At 54.0% G+C, this 15,478-nt stretch carries 16 protein-coding genes; 6 read left to right on the top strand and 10 right to left on the bottom strand.

Going from position 1 to position 15,478, the window contains the following annotated elements; all coding sequences use genetic code 11:
• Nucleotides 1-5: 5 nt before the first annotated feature.
• Complete coding sequence (locus AC6HVW_RS12250) at nt 6-929, bottom strand: LysR family transcriptional regulator (RefSeq protein WP_021804483.1); 924 nt, start codon at nt 927-929, stop codon at nt 6-8.
• 227 nt (nt 930-1,156) lie between these two features.
• On the opposite strand from AC6HVW_RS12250, the gene AC6HVW_RS12255 reads away from it, so the two are divergent.
• The 4 genes from AC6HVW_RS12255 (at nt 1,157) to bioD (ending at nt 4,803) form a co-directional block, all read left to right on the top strand.
• Complete coding sequence (locus AC6HVW_RS12255; protein ID WP_186486816.1) at nt 1,157-2,353, top strand: MFS transporter; 1,197 nt, start codon at nt 1,157-1,159, stop codon at nt 2,351-2,353.
• A gap of 11 nt (nt 2,354-2,364) precedes the next feature.
• Nucleotides 2,365-3,393, top strand: coding sequence for an alpha/beta hydrolase (locus AC6HVW_RS12260; RefSeq protein WP_071683600.1), 1,029 nt, complete (start codon nt 2,365-2,367; stop codon nt 3,391-3,393).
• A 51-nt stretch (nt 3,394-3,444) separates the two neighbouring features.
• Nucleotides 3,445-3,891, top strand: a complete 447-nt coding sequence (locus tag AC6HVW_RS12265; RefSeq protein WP_254698839.1) for a cyclophilin-like fold protein — start codon at nt 3,445-3,447, stop codon at nt 3,889-3,891.
• A gap of 231 nt (nt 3,892-4,122) precedes the next feature.
• The gene (gene bioD, locus AC6HVW_RS12270) at nt 4,123-4,803 is read left to right on the top strand and encodes a dethiobiotin synthase (protein ID WP_021804479.1); all 681 of its coding nucleotides are present in this window, start codon (nt 4,123-4,125) and stop codon (nt 4,801-4,803) included.
• Here the strand turns inward: bioD and clcB are convergent.
• A complete protein-coding gene (gene clcB, locus AC6HVW_RS12275) occupies nt 4,791-6,071 on the bottom strand; it encodes a voltage-gated ClC-type chloride channel ClcB (protein WP_071683598.1) in 1,281 nt (426 codons plus the stop codon). The two genes, bioD and clcB, sit on opposite strands and share 13 nt — an antisense overlap.
• A gap of 107 nt (nt 6,072-6,178) precedes the next feature.
• Nucleotides 6,179-7,549: a cytochrome-c peroxidase gene (locus AC6HVW_RS12280; RefSeq protein ID WP_390900634.1), complete on the bottom strand. Its 1,371-nt coding sequence runs from the start codon at nt 7,547-7,549 to the stop codon at nt 6,179-6,181.
• A 368-nt stretch (nt 7,550-7,917) separates the two neighbouring features.
• Between AC6HVW_RS12280 and AC6HVW_RS12285 the strand changes: the two genes are divergently transcribed.
• Nucleotides 7,918-9,411 carry an MDR family MFS transporter gene (locus AC6HVW_RS12285; protein WP_071683596.1) on the top strand — a complete coding sequence of 498 codons (1,494 nt, stop codon included), beginning with the start codon at nt 7,918-7,920 and terminating at the stop codon, nt 9,409-9,411.
• Nucleotides 9,412-9,453: 42 nt separating this feature from the next.
• On the opposite strand, the gene AC6HVW_RS12290 is transcribed toward AC6HVW_RS12285, so the two are convergent.
• Together AC6HVW_RS12290 and AC6HVW_RS12295 are read right to left on the bottom strand one after the other, a co-directional pair.
• Nucleotides 9,454-9,753 (bottom strand): DUF1161 domain-containing protein, encoded by a 300-nt coding sequence (locus AC6HVW_RS12290; protein ID WP_021804475.1) that lies wholly within the window; start codon nt 9,751-9,753, stop codon nt 9,454-9,456.
• Nucleotides 9,754-9,830: 77 nt separating this feature from the next.
• Nucleotides 9,831-10,163: a DUF1283 family protein gene (locus AC6HVW_RS12295; protein ID WP_254698914.1), complete on the bottom strand. Its 333-nt coding sequence runs from the start codon at nt 10,161-10,163 to the stop codon at nt 9,831-9,833.
• A gap of 160 nt (nt 10,164-10,323) precedes the next feature.
• On the opposite strand from AC6HVW_RS12295, the gene AC6HVW_RS12300 reads away from it, so the two are divergent.
• Nucleotides 10,324-10,650, top strand: coding sequence for a YnfA family protein (locus tag AC6HVW_RS12300; protein WP_065686170.1), 327 nt, complete (start codon nt 10,324-10,326; stop codon nt 10,648-10,650).
• A gap of 43 nt (nt 10,651-10,693) precedes the next feature.
• Here AC6HVW_RS12300 and ydfG read toward each other — a convergent pair whose 3' ends face one another.
• The 5 genes from ydfG to AC6HVW_RS12325 all read right to left on the bottom strand — a co-directional run bounded on the left by ydfG (nt 10,694) and on the right by AC6HVW_RS12325 (nt 15,461).
• Nucleotides 10,694-11,440: a bifunctional NADP-dependent 3-hydroxy acid dehydrogenase/3-hydroxypropionate dehydrogenase YdfG gene (ydfG, locus tag AC6HVW_RS12305; protein WP_071683595.1), complete on the bottom strand. Its 747-nt coding sequence runs from the start codon at nt 11,438-11,440 to the stop codon at nt 10,694-10,696.
• 65 nt (nt 11,441-11,505) lie between these two features.
• Nucleotides 11,506-12,030, bottom strand: coding sequence for a GNAT family N-acetyltransferase (locus AC6HVW_RS12310; RefSeq protein WP_021804471.1), 525 nt, complete (start codon nt 12,028-12,030; stop codon nt 11,506-11,508).
• 98 nt (nt 12,031-12,128) lie between these two features.
• On the bottom strand, nt 12,129-13,187 hold the full coding sequence (locus AC6HVW_RS12315) for an aldo/keto reductase (protein WP_368436495.1): 1,059 nt from the start codon (nt 13,185-13,187) through the stop codon (nt 12,129-12,131).
• 3 nt (nt 13,188-13,190) lie between these two features.
• The gene (locus AC6HVW_RS12320) at nt 13,191-14,633 is read right to left on the bottom strand and encodes an MFS transporter (RefSeq protein WP_186486814.1); all 1,443 of its coding nucleotides are present in this window, start codon (nt 14,631-14,633) and stop codon (nt 13,191-13,193) included.
• 186 nt (nt 14,634-14,819) lie between these two features.
• The gene (locus tag AC6HVW_RS12325; RefSeq protein WP_186486813.1) at nt 14,820-15,461 is read right to left on the bottom strand and encodes an HAD-IA family hydrolase; all 642 of its coding nucleotides are present in this window, start codon (nt 15,459-15,461) and stop codon (nt 14,820-14,822) included.
• Between the last annotated feature and the right edge of the window lie 17 nt (nt 15,462-15,478).

A 15,478-nucleotide genomic window follows, 5' to 3' on the forward strand; every position in this document is an offset into this window, starting at 1 on the left:
AAAAACTACGCTTCCACTGTCTCGTTGGCAGGGCTACGCTTTCGACCGATCCTAAGTGCTTCAAGGACCAACGAGAATGCTGGAGAAGGCTGTTTGCGACTGGGATAATACAGATAGTAGCCGGGGAAGGGCTTGCACCATTGCTCCAGCACACGCACCAGATTACCTTCTTTAATATGTGATCCAAACTCTTCTTCTGGCAAAAAAGCAATCCCGTGTCCTGCAAGCGCCGCAGCAACAATATGTTCAGAGGTATTGAAAATGAGCTGTCCGCTGACGCGAACATTAAGATCCCCCTCATCCTGATCGAAATCCCAGATATACAACCCCCCAGACCTGACCATACGTTGATTTATGCACCTGTGCTGCGTCAACTCATGGGGGGTGTTGGGGATAGGATAACGTGAAAAATAGCCCGGAGATGCCACTGCGGCCATACGTAATTTGGGCCCGATGGGTACCGCTATCATGTCTTTATCAATGGTGTCACCCAGTCGAACGCCCGCATCAAACCGATCTGCCACGATATCGCGAAAACCATGGTTTGCGTCGAACTCGATATTAATATCCGGGTACTCATGCAACAGCGGGGTCAATTTTGGCAGCAGGGTACTGTGTAAAACATTTGGCCCGCAGGTGATACGGACCGTACCTGCAGGCTTATCGCGCAGCTCGGTCAGCATATCCAGTTCGGCTTCAATCTCATCGATGCGATTACCAATAGCCAGTAGCAACCGCTCTCCGGCGGAAGTCGGCGATACGCTACGGGTGGTACGCGTCAGCAGGCGAATTTGCATACGATCTTCAAGTGCAGAAATCGCCTGGCTGAGTGCAGGCTGCGTTACACCCAGCTGTGCTGCGGCACGGGTAAAGCTGCTTTCACGTGCGACCGTGACAAAATAGAGCAGGTCGTTCAGGTTGCGTTTCATCAGGTATGGCCCGTCTCATTAATAAGCTACAGTTATAAACCTATTAAGTATTCATTAGCTAGTAATGATGCACCCTGAGTGTAAAATTTCCAGCAAGAGATTATTAAGCGATGGCGGATAAACGCTGTTGCTCTTTCCATTTTTACTTTCCTGGCGTTATTCCTGCGAATAGCGTTTGGCCGCGGTTTACCTGAAAACTGCCGGGGGTTATTCGGAGTCAGCAATTTATGCCCATCTTGTCGAACGATCTATCACCTCATAAAGAACGCGCATACTGGAGCGGAGTATTTGCCATGACGTTGTGTGTCTTTGCGCTCATTGCTTCGGAGTTTATGCCTGTCAGCCTGCTGACACCCATATCGGGAGATCTAGGCGTCAGTGAAGGGTTGGTTGGGCAGGGGATCGCTATTTCGGGCGTATTTGCGGTACTGACGAGTCTCTCCATTTCTACACTGGCCGGAGGTCTCGATCGCAAGACATTACTGTTGAGCATGACTGCGTTGATGGCGTTCTCCGGATCCATTCTCGCGTTAGCACCCAGTTACCTGATTTACATGGTTGGCCGTGCCCTGATTGGTATTGCTATTGGTGGGTTCTGGTCCTTATCAGCCGCTACTGCTCTTCGCCTGGTTCCGCAACACCAGGTTCCAAGTGCGCTGGCCATCTTTAACGGGGGTAACGCCTTGGCAACCGTTATCGCCGCACCACTTGGCAGTTATCTGGGCTCGATTATCGGTTGGCGAGGCGCATTCTTTTGCCTTGTTCCGGTTGGAGTGATTGTTTTTATCTGGCAGTGGTTCAGCCTGCCTGCAATGAAGGCTGATAAAAGCGATAAGCGTAACGGTACTGTTTTTCGTCTTTTGGCTAACCCGTTTGTGGCAATGGGGCTTGCGGCCTGCGGATTGTTCTTTATGGGCCAATTTGCTTTGTTTACTTATCTACGTCCGTTCCTTGAGAGGGTAACGCAGGTAGATATCACTACGTTGTCGCTTATTTTAATGGCAATAGGAGTTGCTGGCTTTATCGGAACCCTGGTGATTAGCGCATTTTTGGCATCAGGTTTTTACCCCACACTCATTGCCATCCCTTTGCTAATGGCCGCTATTGCCGGAGCACTGATCGCTTTTGGTCACAGTATCTGGATCGTTGCAACACTGCTTGGTTTATGGGGCTTAATCGCCACTGCTGCACCCACCGGTTGGTGGACGTGGATCGCTAGAACACTGCCGGAAGATGCGGAGGCTGGCGGTGGCCTGATGGTTGCCATAGTGCAACTGTCCATCGCATTAGGCTCCACAATCGGCGGGTTAGCATTTGACCACAGCGGTTATCAAAGCACCTTCACCATCAGCGGCATTTTGTTAGTGATAGCGGCCGCCCTGGCGTTATTGACGTCACGTAAAGATATCCACCAAACCCAATGAGGAGTTCTCTGATGAGAAAATTTACCATGCTGTTAGGGCTGTTAATCAGTTCATTTGCGGCAGTTGGCGCCGATATGTCTAACGGAGCCGATAATTTTTACCAAAGCGATAAGGTCACCCAGCAAAAGGTGACCTTTAAAAACCAGTATCGGATGAATGTGGTTGGCAATCTGTTTATACCGAAAGGGATGGATCAGAATGCGCAAAACCCGGCGATTGTCATTGGCCATCCGATGGGGGCGGTAAAAGAACAAAGCTCAAATCTGTATGCCCAGAAACTGGCAGAACAAGGGTTTGTGACGTTGGCAATTGATCTTTCCTTCTGGGGAGAAAGTGAAGGAAAACCCGGCCATCTTATTTCTCCGGAAATTTATGCGGATGATTTCAGTGCCGCGGTCGATTATCTGAATACTCAACCTAACGTTAATCCGGAGAAAATTGGCGTGCTGGGTATTTGCGGTAGCGGGAGTTTCGTTATCAGTGCTGCCAAAATTGACCCGAGAATGAAGGCCGTGGCCACGGTTAGTATGTATGACATGGGTGCGGCTTTCCGCCATGGTCTTCATCATTCCGTTACGCCTGAACAGCGTAAAGCATTCATTAAATCTGCAATAGAACAACGAGCTGTTGAGTTTAATGGCGGAGACATTGCTTATATCCCAGGTACCGTTAACCAGCTTGATGATTCAACGCCAGCAATTCAACGAGAATTCTTCGATTTCTATCGCACACATCGAGGAAGTTATACACCACAGGGTGAGAAAGAAGAGCTGACAACAAAACCTATGTTGAGCAGCATTGGGAAGTTCATGAACTTCTATCCGTTCAACGATATTGAAACGATCTCGCCACGCGCGATGCTGTTCATCACCGGCGATCGGGCGCATTCGAAAGAATTTAGTGAAGATGCTTACAAACGTGCCGGACAGCCGAAAGAGTTGTACATCGTGCCGGGGGCAGGCCATGTCGATCTTTATGACCGTAGCGACATGATCCCATTTGCCAAGCTGACGTCGTTCTTTAAAGCTAATCTCAAATAATGTCAAAAGCCGCATCCTGACGGGTGTGGCTAATTTTTTTGGGTTTATCGCATGAAATATCAGAACACATTAATACCGGGTCTGCTGCTGGCTTGTACTTTGGCAGGCCATGCCGAGATGATCATTAACCCGCCCCTTAAGGAGAGCCCGATGATGGTTAAAATGAATATTGATGACCAACAATTTGAGGTCAAACTTCACGACAATCCAGCGGCTAAAGCATTTGTTAATTCTTTACCATTGCAACTTGGTATGGAAGAGTTGAATGGTAATGAGATATTTGCCGAACTTCCCCATAAGTTGCCTTCAAGCCCTGTACGGCCTGGGACTATTCAGGCAGGCGATCTCATGTTGTACGGTACGCAAACGTTGGTGTTGTTCTATGAGTCATTTGAATCATCCTACCGCTATACCCCCATCGGGAAAGTTATTCACCCAGAAAACCTCTCCACCAGTGTGGACAAAAAGAAAATAGGGGTTAGGTTCAACGACCGTTAGCTCCCTGGATCATGCCGATACGAGGCACTCGGCGCCACAAAAACCTGGGTACGTTTTCGTTCCTTTGACCTTGATACCCCTTATCAGAGTTTCTTATTATTTACCGCCAAAAGATTGAGCTACCTCAAGCCCCCGTTGAGTTGCATCCCCTAGACTTTTCCCGTAGGACGACTCTCGTCGTGATTTACGGCGGTTTTTTAGGTTAACGAGGCATTTCAAGGCAATCTATTCATGTTAAAGCGTTTATTTGTTACAGGCACGGATACCGACGTAGGTAAGACAGTGGTTTCCCGCGGTTTATTGCAGGCTTTCGCCGCGCAAGGTCGCTCAGTGGCGGGTTATAAGCCCATTGCGGCGCGCTGCCATGAAACCGGTGAAGGCATCCGCAATAGAGACGCTTTAGTTTTACAGGCCTCTTCCTCACTGCCGCTGTCCTATGATGAAATCAATCCGATCACCTGTCTGGATGAGGTGTTTCATGCCCATGCAACTCAGGATATTGATTACGGACTGATGAGCCGTGGTTTGCACCATCTCGCCGCCAAGGCCGATACGGTAGTGGTGGAGGGCAGCGGCGGCTGGCGGGTATTGATGAACGATCTCCGTCCTTATGCCGAGTGGGTGGTACAGGAACAACTGCCGGTTATCCTGGTGGTCGGGATCAAACTGGGCTGTGTCAGTCATGCGCTATTAACTGCACAGGCAATTATTAACGATGGCTTACCATTGCTGGGCTGGGTGGCTAATCGTATCAACCCTGGTTTAGCTCACTATGCAGAAACTATCGATGCGATGCAGCAGCGTATTCCGGCTCCATTGCTGGGTGAGATCCCGTATCTGCCGCGCGCAGAACAACGTGAGCTGGCACAATATCTGGACGTTTCGCAGCTGGTTGACCGTTACGCGTTGTGATAAACCGACTGTGGGCGTAGCCCGCGAGCAATGGTAGTGGCGATAACGCAAGCCAACAGAATGCCTGGCAGCAGGGTATATTCCCCGGTCATCTCAAACACCATTAATGCTGCCATAATGGGCGCATGAGTGGTGGCAGCCAGCAATGTCGCCATACCGGTCAGTGCCAGCAGAATGGGCACTGCAGTACCCAACTCTGGCCATAGGCCAAACATCTGGCCCACTACCGAGCCCAATGCGGCCCCCACGAATAATGTCGGCGTGAACACGCCCCCAGGTGCACCTGAGCCACTACTGGCCAACAGGGCTAACAGTTTGCAAATCAGGATCGCACTGACCAGCAGCATCCCTGGTGGTGCCGAGAGTAGAGACTGCACCACGCTATAGCCATTTCCCCAGACTTCGGGATACAACAGGGAAAGTAATCCGACGATCAGCCCGCCAAGCGCCAGCTGTAATGGCGGTATGAGGTTGAGCGAGCGAAATGCCCGGCCGCTGGCCGCCATCGCCCACAGAAACAGCGGGCCACAAACTCCTGCCAGTATGCCCACCAAGGCCATTAACAGATACTGCACCGGCCAGGGAGCAGCAAGCGGCTCCACGAGGTAGAGCGGAGCCTGGCCACCATTCAGCAGATTGGTCATCAGCAGCGCGCTCACGGCGGCGATCACTACTGGGCCAAGCGAGGCCAGCATCAGCGAGCCAAACAGGATTTCCGCGATAAACAGGCTACCCGCCAACGGGGCATGATAGGCGCTAGCCATCCCGGCTGCGGCAGCGCAAGCCACCCACAATTTCCATTCTTTCGCCGGGGTAAAGCGCTGGGCAAATACCGACCCCACCAACGCCCCCAGCAGGATCATCGCCCCCTCGCGGCCAATGGTGCTGCCGCTGGAAACCACCAACAGTGAGGCCAGGCATTTTATCAGGCTGGCATTAACGGCTAGCCGTCCGTCACCGGCTTCAATCGCTTCCATATAATCCGTTGGCGCGATGGGTTTTTGATGTTGGTAACGCTGGTAGATCCACAACAAAAAGCCAGCGGCTAATCCACCCAATGCTGGCGTCAACGCTCTGCGCCATCCGGGCAGTGCAGCGGCAGCGGCCACCAAACTGCCTTCCTCGTGATCCAGCAACAACCATTCAAGCCCGTACATGGCGCGGTGAAATAACCATACGGCCAGCGCAGCACAAATGCCGAGCAGGATGGCAATAAACAGATGGCGCAGCAGGGCGCGATAGTGGTGCAGAGGGACCAATTGATTCATGTGTCGGCAGATGATGAAGAATAAGAGGTTCAGGTGGGCATTGTGCTTGTCTACCCACCTGAAAACCAGAGAATCTTTATCAGAAACCTGGCGTTGTGGCTACAGTATCAACCGCCCGGAGGCGTGGCAGGCTGATATTTACCGCTCATGCCTTCCAGCAGCGCGACCAGATCCTTGATATCGCTTTCTGGTAGGGTAACGCCGACCTGATAGGTCAGCATATCCTTGACCGCCTGGTGCAGCGAAGTCACGCTGCCGTCGTGGAAGTAAGGGGCGGTTTGGGCGATGTTTCGTAACGTTGGGGTTTTGAAGCGGTGGCGATCGCTATCATTTTTAGTGACGTTGTAACGCCCAAGGTCGGCCTCAGTGGGGTTGCCGCGAGCGGCAAAGTAATCCGCTTTCAGCCCCATGACCTCATAGGATTGGCCCCCAAGGTTGACCCCGGTATGGCAGGTACCACATTTGTTTTGCTGGAACAGTTGATACCCGTGTTTTTGCTGCGCCGTCAGGGCGTCGCTATCGCCTTTCAGGTAACGGTCAAACGGGCTATCTGGCGTGATCAGCGTCTTTTCGAACTCGGCAATGGCGTCGGTAATGTTATCGCCGGTGAAGCCGTTAGCATAGACGCGCCGGAAATCGGCCTTCAGCAAGGCGTCCTGATCCAGTTTAGCGATGATTTCATCCCAGGACTCAGAGGCCATCTCGATCGGGTTCATCGGCGGGCCACCGGCCTGGGCCTGTAAATCTGCTGCTCGGCCATCCCAGAACTGCGCCATATTGAAGGCCGCATTAAACACCGTCGGGGCGTTGATTGGCCCAACCTGATCGCCAACCCCCAATGATGAGACGCGGCCATCCACGCCACCTTCGCCCAGCTTATGGCAGTGGGCACATGAGATGCTGTCATCTTTCGACAGGCGCGGATCGTGGAACAGCCGAAAGCCCAGCGCCACTTTCTGCGGATCGGTAGGTAGCGAGGCTGGCACCGGCTGTAAAGCGGCACCGCGCAGTTCGGCTGGCGTATCTGGCAAAGTGTAGAACTGTTCGCGCTGCTGACGGACCCATCTCAGTAGTTCATTACGATCGCCGTCGCTGACGTTTCCCGCCCAGTGGACCATTTTGTACATTGGCGGTGGCATCTCCTGGTTTTGCAGCACGGCTTCCAGCTTGGCCAGATCGACTTCAGGTACCGCGGTTTTTTGTTGCAGAGCAGTGCGGGTAGCATCGAGGTTGAAATGCTGATTTCCATTGAGGATATCCTGCGCCATAATTTGTTTGGCGATCGGCAACTCGGCATAGAAGGGAAGCTTGGCCGAGTTAGAGTGGCAATAGTCGCAGCCATTGCGAGTTAACAGGGTATCGATTTGATTGCTGGCAACGACGGGGTTACGCTGTTGATCGTAATGGTAGACATAGCCGACGGTCCCCAAGTAGCCGACGACGGCGGTAACGGCACATCCCAGAATAATTTTTTTAATCATGTTCTCGCTCCAATGAGTTGACTGCCAGATAACCCTACATATAAAGAGGTAATAAATTGGGCAATCGGATTGTCACGGCCAGGAGCGGTTGGCAACTTGATTAAAATCAATCACTATCATTGGTGTACGCTATCGTTCGGATAGGTTTTAACGATGAGGCAGGCGTGGCGAGGCTCACAGGCCATTTCTAAGAAATACCTTATTATTCAATTAGGTGACGATTTATAGGTGACACCGTCACAATTTGTTCGATTGGTGCGTTGTTGCGGGAATTTGGTGCACAACATCCCCAGACAAACTACAGAATATGCCTTGGCTGTTATAATCCGGGGAAAATAAAAGACATAGGGACACATTTTAAACTGATGACCACTAACACTTCTGCGAGCACCGCCCAGATAGCCCATCGGCCGTTGATTCTGATTGCCTGCATGCTGGCGATGTTCATGTCTGCCATCGAAGCGACCATCGTCGCCACCGCGATGCCGACGATTATTGGCGATCTGGGTGGTTTTTCGTTGCTGGGCTGGGTGTTTTCGGTCTATTTGCTGGCACAGGCCATTACCATCCCGATCTACGGGCGTCTGGCAGATTTATACGGCCGGAAACCGATCTTTTTCTTTGGCGCCACGCTGTTCCTGTTGGGGTCGGTCCTGTGCGGTTTCTCATCGAATATGTATTGGCTGATTGCCTTCCGCCTGCTGCAAGGACTGGGCGCCGGGGCGATCATGCCGATCGCCACCACCGTGATCGGTGATATTTACAGCGCCACCGAACGGCCAAAAGTGATGGGGTATCTCTCTAGCGTCTGGGGTGTTTCGGCTATTCTTGGCCCGTTACTGGGTGCATTTATCGTGCAACACTCGTCTTGGGCTTTGGTATTTTGGGTCAACCTGCCCATTGGCCTGCTGGCGATGTATTTCCTGGGGCGCTACCTGCCAGACCTTAAACAGGGGCGCAAACATGCGCTGGATCTGGCGGGAACGGCCTGGCTGACGATCTTTGTCGCTGCATTGCTGCTTTCACTCTTGCAGGCGGAAATGCTGGGATGGTGGGTCATACCGTTGCTGGCGTTGGCGTTAGTGGCGCTCAACCTGTTAATTCGTCAGGAGCGCCGTGCTCCTGAACCGTTGTTCCCATTGGCCCTGTGGCAAAACCGCGTGATTGTGGCTGGCAATATTGGCGGCGTGGTGATCGGTGCTGCCATGATGGGCATCAGCGCCTTCTTGCCAACCTTTATCCAGGGTGTGAAGGGCGGAACCCCGCTGGAAGCCGGAACCACGTTGGCCTTGATGTCGATTGGCTGGCCGCTGGCCAGTATGCTGAGCGGGCGTTTGATGCTGCTGACTTCTTATCGCACTACAGCTCTGCTTGGTGCGCTGCTGTTGGCGGCCGGTGGCTTTATCCTGCTGCTGTTACAGCCTTCGGGTGGGTTACTGTGGGGGCGGGTTGCGGCGTTTATCATCGGGGTCGGCATGGGGTTGTGCAATACCACCTTTCTGGTCTCGGTACAGAATGCGGCACATTACAGTATTCGCGGTATCGCAACTGCCTGCACGGTATTCACCAGGATGGTCGGATCGGCCATCGGCACCGCCATTCTGGGGGCCACGTTGAATATCAACCTGCATTTGCGCCTACCACACACGGTTGATCCGGTGCAGCAGTTGATGGAGCCAGAGGTTCGCAACACCATGCGGCCAGAGGCGCTGGCGGATCTCATTGGGCATGTCGCCGCCTCAATGCATTGGGTATTCCTGGTCTCGGCGTTGATATCGCTGTTTGCCTTGGGCGCGGCTATGCTGATCCCGGCGCGTCATCGGCCGCAGGGCGAAGGTGAAGAGGTTAAACAGGCGTAATAAAGAGGAGGGGCGCAGTAACAAACCGCGCCCTGAAGGCGGTTACTGCGGGGCTTGGGTATCCTGGCTGGTGCCAGTTTGCGCCGCGTCGCCGCTGTCGTCGCCGTTAATCAGGCGGGTATAGACGATTTTCTGCGTGTCTTGGCCACAATGGCCGACCACCTGTCCACCGGCAAGGTTCGCCTGATCGTTAGGCACGATCTCCAGCTTGAAGCCGGATTCCGGTACGCCGTTATTGACAATCTTCTGGGCAATATCCGCCTTTATGCTCTCACATGAGGCAAAAGCGGCCAGCGGCGCGGTGGCTAACAGCAGTACACCTACTACAAGCGCTTTTTTCATCATTGGATCCTTATTTGAGACGAATGTTCTTTGTCAGGATAGCAGCATCTGGTTGAATAGTTTACCCTCATTGGCCATTACTGAGTGACTGGGCGGCCAGTGGTGCGATCCAGACACTTACGGGTAGAAGGCTCCCAATAAGCATTGACGTTGTAGCTGTTATCACAACGATCTTCGTCATCAATGGCACGGTCAACCTTGTCAAACTCTTTCTCGACACGGGTGTTCACCTTGCTGCGCAGCGATTTGGTTTCGTTCCACTGCTCTTTGCTTTGGCGAGCCTGCTCATTGCTCATGGCTGCGCCGCCGCTGCCATCAACCGTGACGCAGGTGCTGCCTTGGGTGCAAGTGGCTGCCAAGGCAGGGGTTTGCCAGGCACCGGCCAGCAATAACATGGCGACGGGTAACATCAGGCGCGGAAGGGAAAGTAATTTCATCGTTTCATCCTTATAAGTGAGTGCTGCATCCACCAGCAACACTGGCTCTTGCATGAGTTAAATATATCACTGTGCTGTTATATTGCACCAGCGCATCGCCTTGTTCGTTTAATTTACTGAGAGAATAGCGGTAATGTTAAAAACCACTTTACTGTTTTTTGCCACGGCATTGGCCGAAATCATTGGCTGTTTCTTGCCGTATCTGTGGCTAAAGAAAAACGCCAGCGCCTGGCTCTTGCTGCCTGCGGCCCTCAGCCTGATGCTGTTTGTCTGGTTGTTGACGCTGCATCCTGCGGCCAGTGGGCGAGTCTATGCCGCCTATGGCGGCGTTTATGTGGCAACGGCGCTGCTTTGGCTACGGGTGGTAGATGGCGTGAAGTTGTCGACTATGGATTGGCTGGGGGCCGGGGTGGCTCTGTTGGGGATGCTGATTATTGTTTCTGGCTGGCGAACTGCGTGAGCTGAGATGGCAAGGCTGGCTGCCCTGCCACAGAGAAAAACAATTAACCGCGATGAATGCTCAGCCCGGCAAAGGACTGGCTGACCGGCATCATTTCCAAGGTATTGATATTGACGCGGGCAGGCAGCGTTGCTACCCAGAATACCGCTTCAGCAACATCATCCGGCGTCAGGGCATCTACCCCTTGATAGGTTTTATCTACCTTGCCGTCATCCCCTTTGAAACGCACGTTGGAGAACTCGGTGCCGCCAACCATGCCTGGCTCAATATCGGTAACGCGGATATGGGTGCCGTGCAGATCGGCGCGCAGACCCAGGCTGAACTGTTTAACGAAGGCCTTGGTAGCGCCGTAAACGTTACCACCGGCATAAGGCCAGTTGGCGGCGGTGGAGCCGATGTTGATCACGTGGCCAACGTTGCGTTCCACCATGGCGGGCAGCAGCGCACGGGTCATGTTGACCAACCCTTTGGTGTTGGTATCGATCATGGTTTCCCAATCGTCCGCATTGGCTTTGTGTGCAGGTTCCAGGCCTAACGCCAGACCGGCGTTATTCACCAGCACGTCGACGTTGCGCAGCGCTGCGGGTAACTCTTCGATGGCTTGCTGGATCGCCGCACGGTTGCGGACATCCAAACGCACGATATGCAGTGCCTCACCTAATTCTGCCTGCAGCGCCTCGAGGCGCTCCAAACGACGGCCAGTGGCAATCACCTGATGGCCTTCACCGATAAACTTGCGGGCAATAGCTTCACCAAAACCGGAGGTAGCGCCCGTGACAAAAATAATCATGCTGCTGTTCCTTAACTGTTTTTAGCCTGCATCCACTCTAACGCGGTTGCGTTAACCCTGCAATTTTAACCGGTGATGGCCGGTACGTGGTAAACCACACAGTCGTATTTGATATTTTCGCGGCGGCCTTGCACGGTGCCCCCCAGCGATTCGGCAATGCGGCGGCTTGGCGTGTTCTGCTCGGCGACCGGATAAATGAAATACGGCGGATGGTAGCGTTCGCTGGCCCATTTCGCCATGGCATGGACGATTTCGCGGCCGTAGCCGTTACCGTGCAGGCTCTCTTTCACCCAGATCCCGAGTTCTGGTTTTTGCTGGTGCAGATTATGCACGCCGCCCATGCCAACGAACTGCTTGCTATCACGTAACCGGGCCACAAAGATGACTTCTTCACCTTCGCGGATCAACGGCAGCCAGCCTTCCCAGACGTTGGCAAACGCCTCGGGAGACTCTTCTGGTTCAAAGGTCATAAAACGCGTTAGCGTAGGGGTGATCGCCTGGTAAACATCGTCGGCGTCTGCTGCGGTAAAGGGGGCAATCAACAACCGATCGGTGTTCACACGGCACTGAGTAAGGTCACTGTGCATCATTATTATTACCTCGCTTTTCAGGCCTAAAACGGCAAAAATCCGCTCCCGTTAAAACGGGGCGGATCATCGATATTACGTTGATTAGCGGCAGATGCGACTTATTTTTTTACCAGGTGAGGGGCAAGGAGCAAAAGGTCGGCCGCAGAGAGACGATCCGGCGCGGTTGAGGCTTGGTGCCAGTAAGGATAAATCAGCGGCGGGCGGCTCACTTCTTCCAAGCGCTGCAGCTCTTCTTCGTTGAGGATCAGGTTGGCAGCGTGCAGGTTATCTTTGAGCTGTTCCGCATTACGGGCACCGATGACCACCGAGGTTATCGTTGGGCGGGCCAACAGCCAGGCCAGCGCGATTTGTGCCGCAGAGATACCACGTGAGTGGGCGATATCCACCAGCACCTCGACAATATCAAACAGCGCATCTTGATCGCGCACCGGCGGCTCACCCCAGTTGGCCAGATGGCGCGTGCCTTCCGGTGTGGGTTGATTACGGCGGTATTTGCCCGAGAGCAGGCCACCGGCCAGAGGGCTCCAGACCAGCACACCAAGCCCCTGATCCTGAGCAACAGGCAGCAGTTCATATTCCGCTTCGCGCGCCTGCAGGCTGTAATGGATCTGTTGGCTGACCGGGCGCACCAATCCCAACCGTTCGGCACTGCCTAGGTGTTTCATCAGGTGCCAACCGGAGAAGTTGGACAAACCGGTGTAGCGCACCTTGCCGCTACTCACCAGATCCTCCAGCGCCCGCAGCGTTTCCTCTACCGGGGTGATGCCGTCCCACTCGTGTAGCTGATAGAGATCGAGATAGTCGGTATTCAGGCGTTTCAGGCTGGCTTCGCAGGCGCGGATCAGGTGGTGGCGTGACAGGCCCGCATCGTTCGGGCCGTTGCCCATGGGGAAACGGGCCTTGCTGGCGACCAGCACTTCGTGGCGTTTACTGCCCAATGCCTGGCCGAGGATCTCCTCCGATTGGCCTGCTGAATAGACGTCGGCGGTATCGAACAGGTTGATCCCCGCATCAATACACATGGCGATTTGATTGCGCGCCTCGTTAACGTCTGTCGCGCCGGTTTTGGCGAACTTGCCTTGTCCTCCAAAGGTCATGGTGCCTAAACTTAGAGCCGAAACTTTCAGGCCGGACCGGCCAAGTTGACGGTATTGCATCGTTTAACTCCTTACTTTGGTTGCCATAGATTTTTCAGACGTAGGGGCGCTTTTCCTCTGGCGGATTTCATTGCCCGCCTCTGCGCCCAGCGTAAAGCTATCCAGCACCGCCACCAGGGCGATCACGCCAATCACGATAAAGGCCAGTTGGAAGTCGGCCAGCGGCACTGCGCCCTGTTGCTGCGGCATCAGCATCTCCGCCAACCGCAGCGCCAACGCGCCGATGGCGATACCCAATCCGCTGCCCATCTGCTGGGCCATATTGAACAGCGTGTTGGCACCGCTCATGCGCGGTTGCGGCACTTCGGAAAACGCCAGCGTATTCAGCGCAGTGAACTGCATTGAACGCGTCAAGCCACTGACAAACAGCAGCGTCAGGATCAGCCAGGTGGGGGTCTGCGGCGTTAGCAACGCGCAGGCAAAAATGGTGGCGGCATTGAGCAAGCCGTTGACCACCAGCGTGGTACGAAAGCGGAACCGGTAGAGGATGGGTGAGGTGAACGGCTTCATCACCAGGTTACCGGCAAACACCGCCAGTACCAGCAACCCCGCATCGAAGGCATTCAGCCCAAAGCCGATTTGGAACAGCAAGGGCAGCAGGAACGGCACGGCACCGATGGCGATGCGAAACAGAGTGCCGCCCTTAATAGTGACAGCGTAACTTTTTATCCGCATCGCCCAGAGATCCATCAAGGGATAGGTGTGGTGTTTGGCGTGACGTATCGCCAGGCTTCCCAGCGCCAGGCTGGCAGCCAGACATAGCAGAGGTACCAGCCAGGAAAGTTGCGGACTGTTGATCAGATCCAACCCAAACATCAGCCCAAAGCAGGCGACTCCGGTGAGTGCAAAACCTAGCCCATCAAAGGGAACGCCTTTCTGCGCGGGTTCATGAGGGATCAAACGCCAGGCGAAGAACAGGGCCAACAGGCCAAGCGGCACGTTGAGGATAAAAATCCAGTGCCAGGAAGCGTAGGTGGTGATGAAACCGCCAACCGGTGGCCCCAGGACCGGGGCGGCTAACCCCGGCCAGGTGATAGTGGCAATGGCGTTGATCAGATCGGGTTTGGCGGTATTGCGCAGCACTACCAGGCGGCCAACCGGCACCATCAGCGCACCGCCAAAGCCTTGCAGGATACGAGCCGCGGTAAACTGCGGCAAGCTGGTACTGAGGGCGCATAGCACCGAGGCCAGGGTAAAAATAACGATGGCGGCGGTGAAAATATTGCGGGCACCAAAGCGGTTGGCGATCCAGCCGCTGGCGGGGATAAATACCGTCAGGGTAAGAATATAGGCCGAAACCCCGATGTTCATATCTACCGGCTGTACGCCAAAGGCCGCCGCCATTTGCGGCATCGCGGTAACGATCACCGTACCGTCCAGGTTTTCCATAAAGAATGCCCCGGCAACCAGCAGGGGAAGCGCGCTAGCGCGCGAGAACCAACTCATGGACGGCTCCGGCTGGAGTACGGTAAATAGGCTGACATAACAGAAATCCCGTTTCAAAATCACCACGTCGGATTTTTGAGCATAACGCATCACGGGGAGGTTAAAAAGAAGTTAATAAGGTGATTATTAGCGGGCACAGCAAGTGTGCCCATCTAGATGCATCATGTATCCGCCAGCGTGCGGTAATTACCAGGATAAATGGATGATACTGTCGATAAACTCGACTTTAAAACTACTCAGGTCAGCCACGGTAGCCTTGATTTGCGGGGAGGAAATCGGCACGCCGTCACCGATGACGATCACTTGCCCTCCTGCGGCAATGGCGGAGTTCACGCCAGAAATCGCATCTTCAAAAATCACGCATTTCTGCACCGGCAGGCCAAATCCGGCTGCCGCCATCAGATAGGGTTCTGGATGGGGTTTGCCGTACACGATATCTTCCGAAGTGACCATCATGTGCGGGTGTGGGATGCCAGCACTGATCATGCTTTGCATCGACACTTTCTTGGCGCCGGAGGTAACAATTGCCCAGCATTGCGGCGGCAACTGGCGCACCAGCTCAACGGCACCGGTAATGGCACGCACCTTGCTGAGAGCCTCGATGGCGAGCGTTTTGACTTCATCAACGCACTGTGGGTTGTCAAAGTAAGGGGAGACGAGCCGCAGCGTTTCCTCGATGGTGCGCCCGTGAATATTGGCCAGGACATAGTCCACATCCAGATGATGCCGGGTTGCCCATTCAGCCCACAATGTCTCAATACAGGCTCCTGAGTCCACCAGGGTGCCGTCCAGGTCAAACAGTACTGCCTTGCAAGCGATAGCGTTCATAAATCCCTTATGATTTA

The sequence above is a fragment of the Serratia sp. NCCP-200 genome (assembly GCF_059697885.1).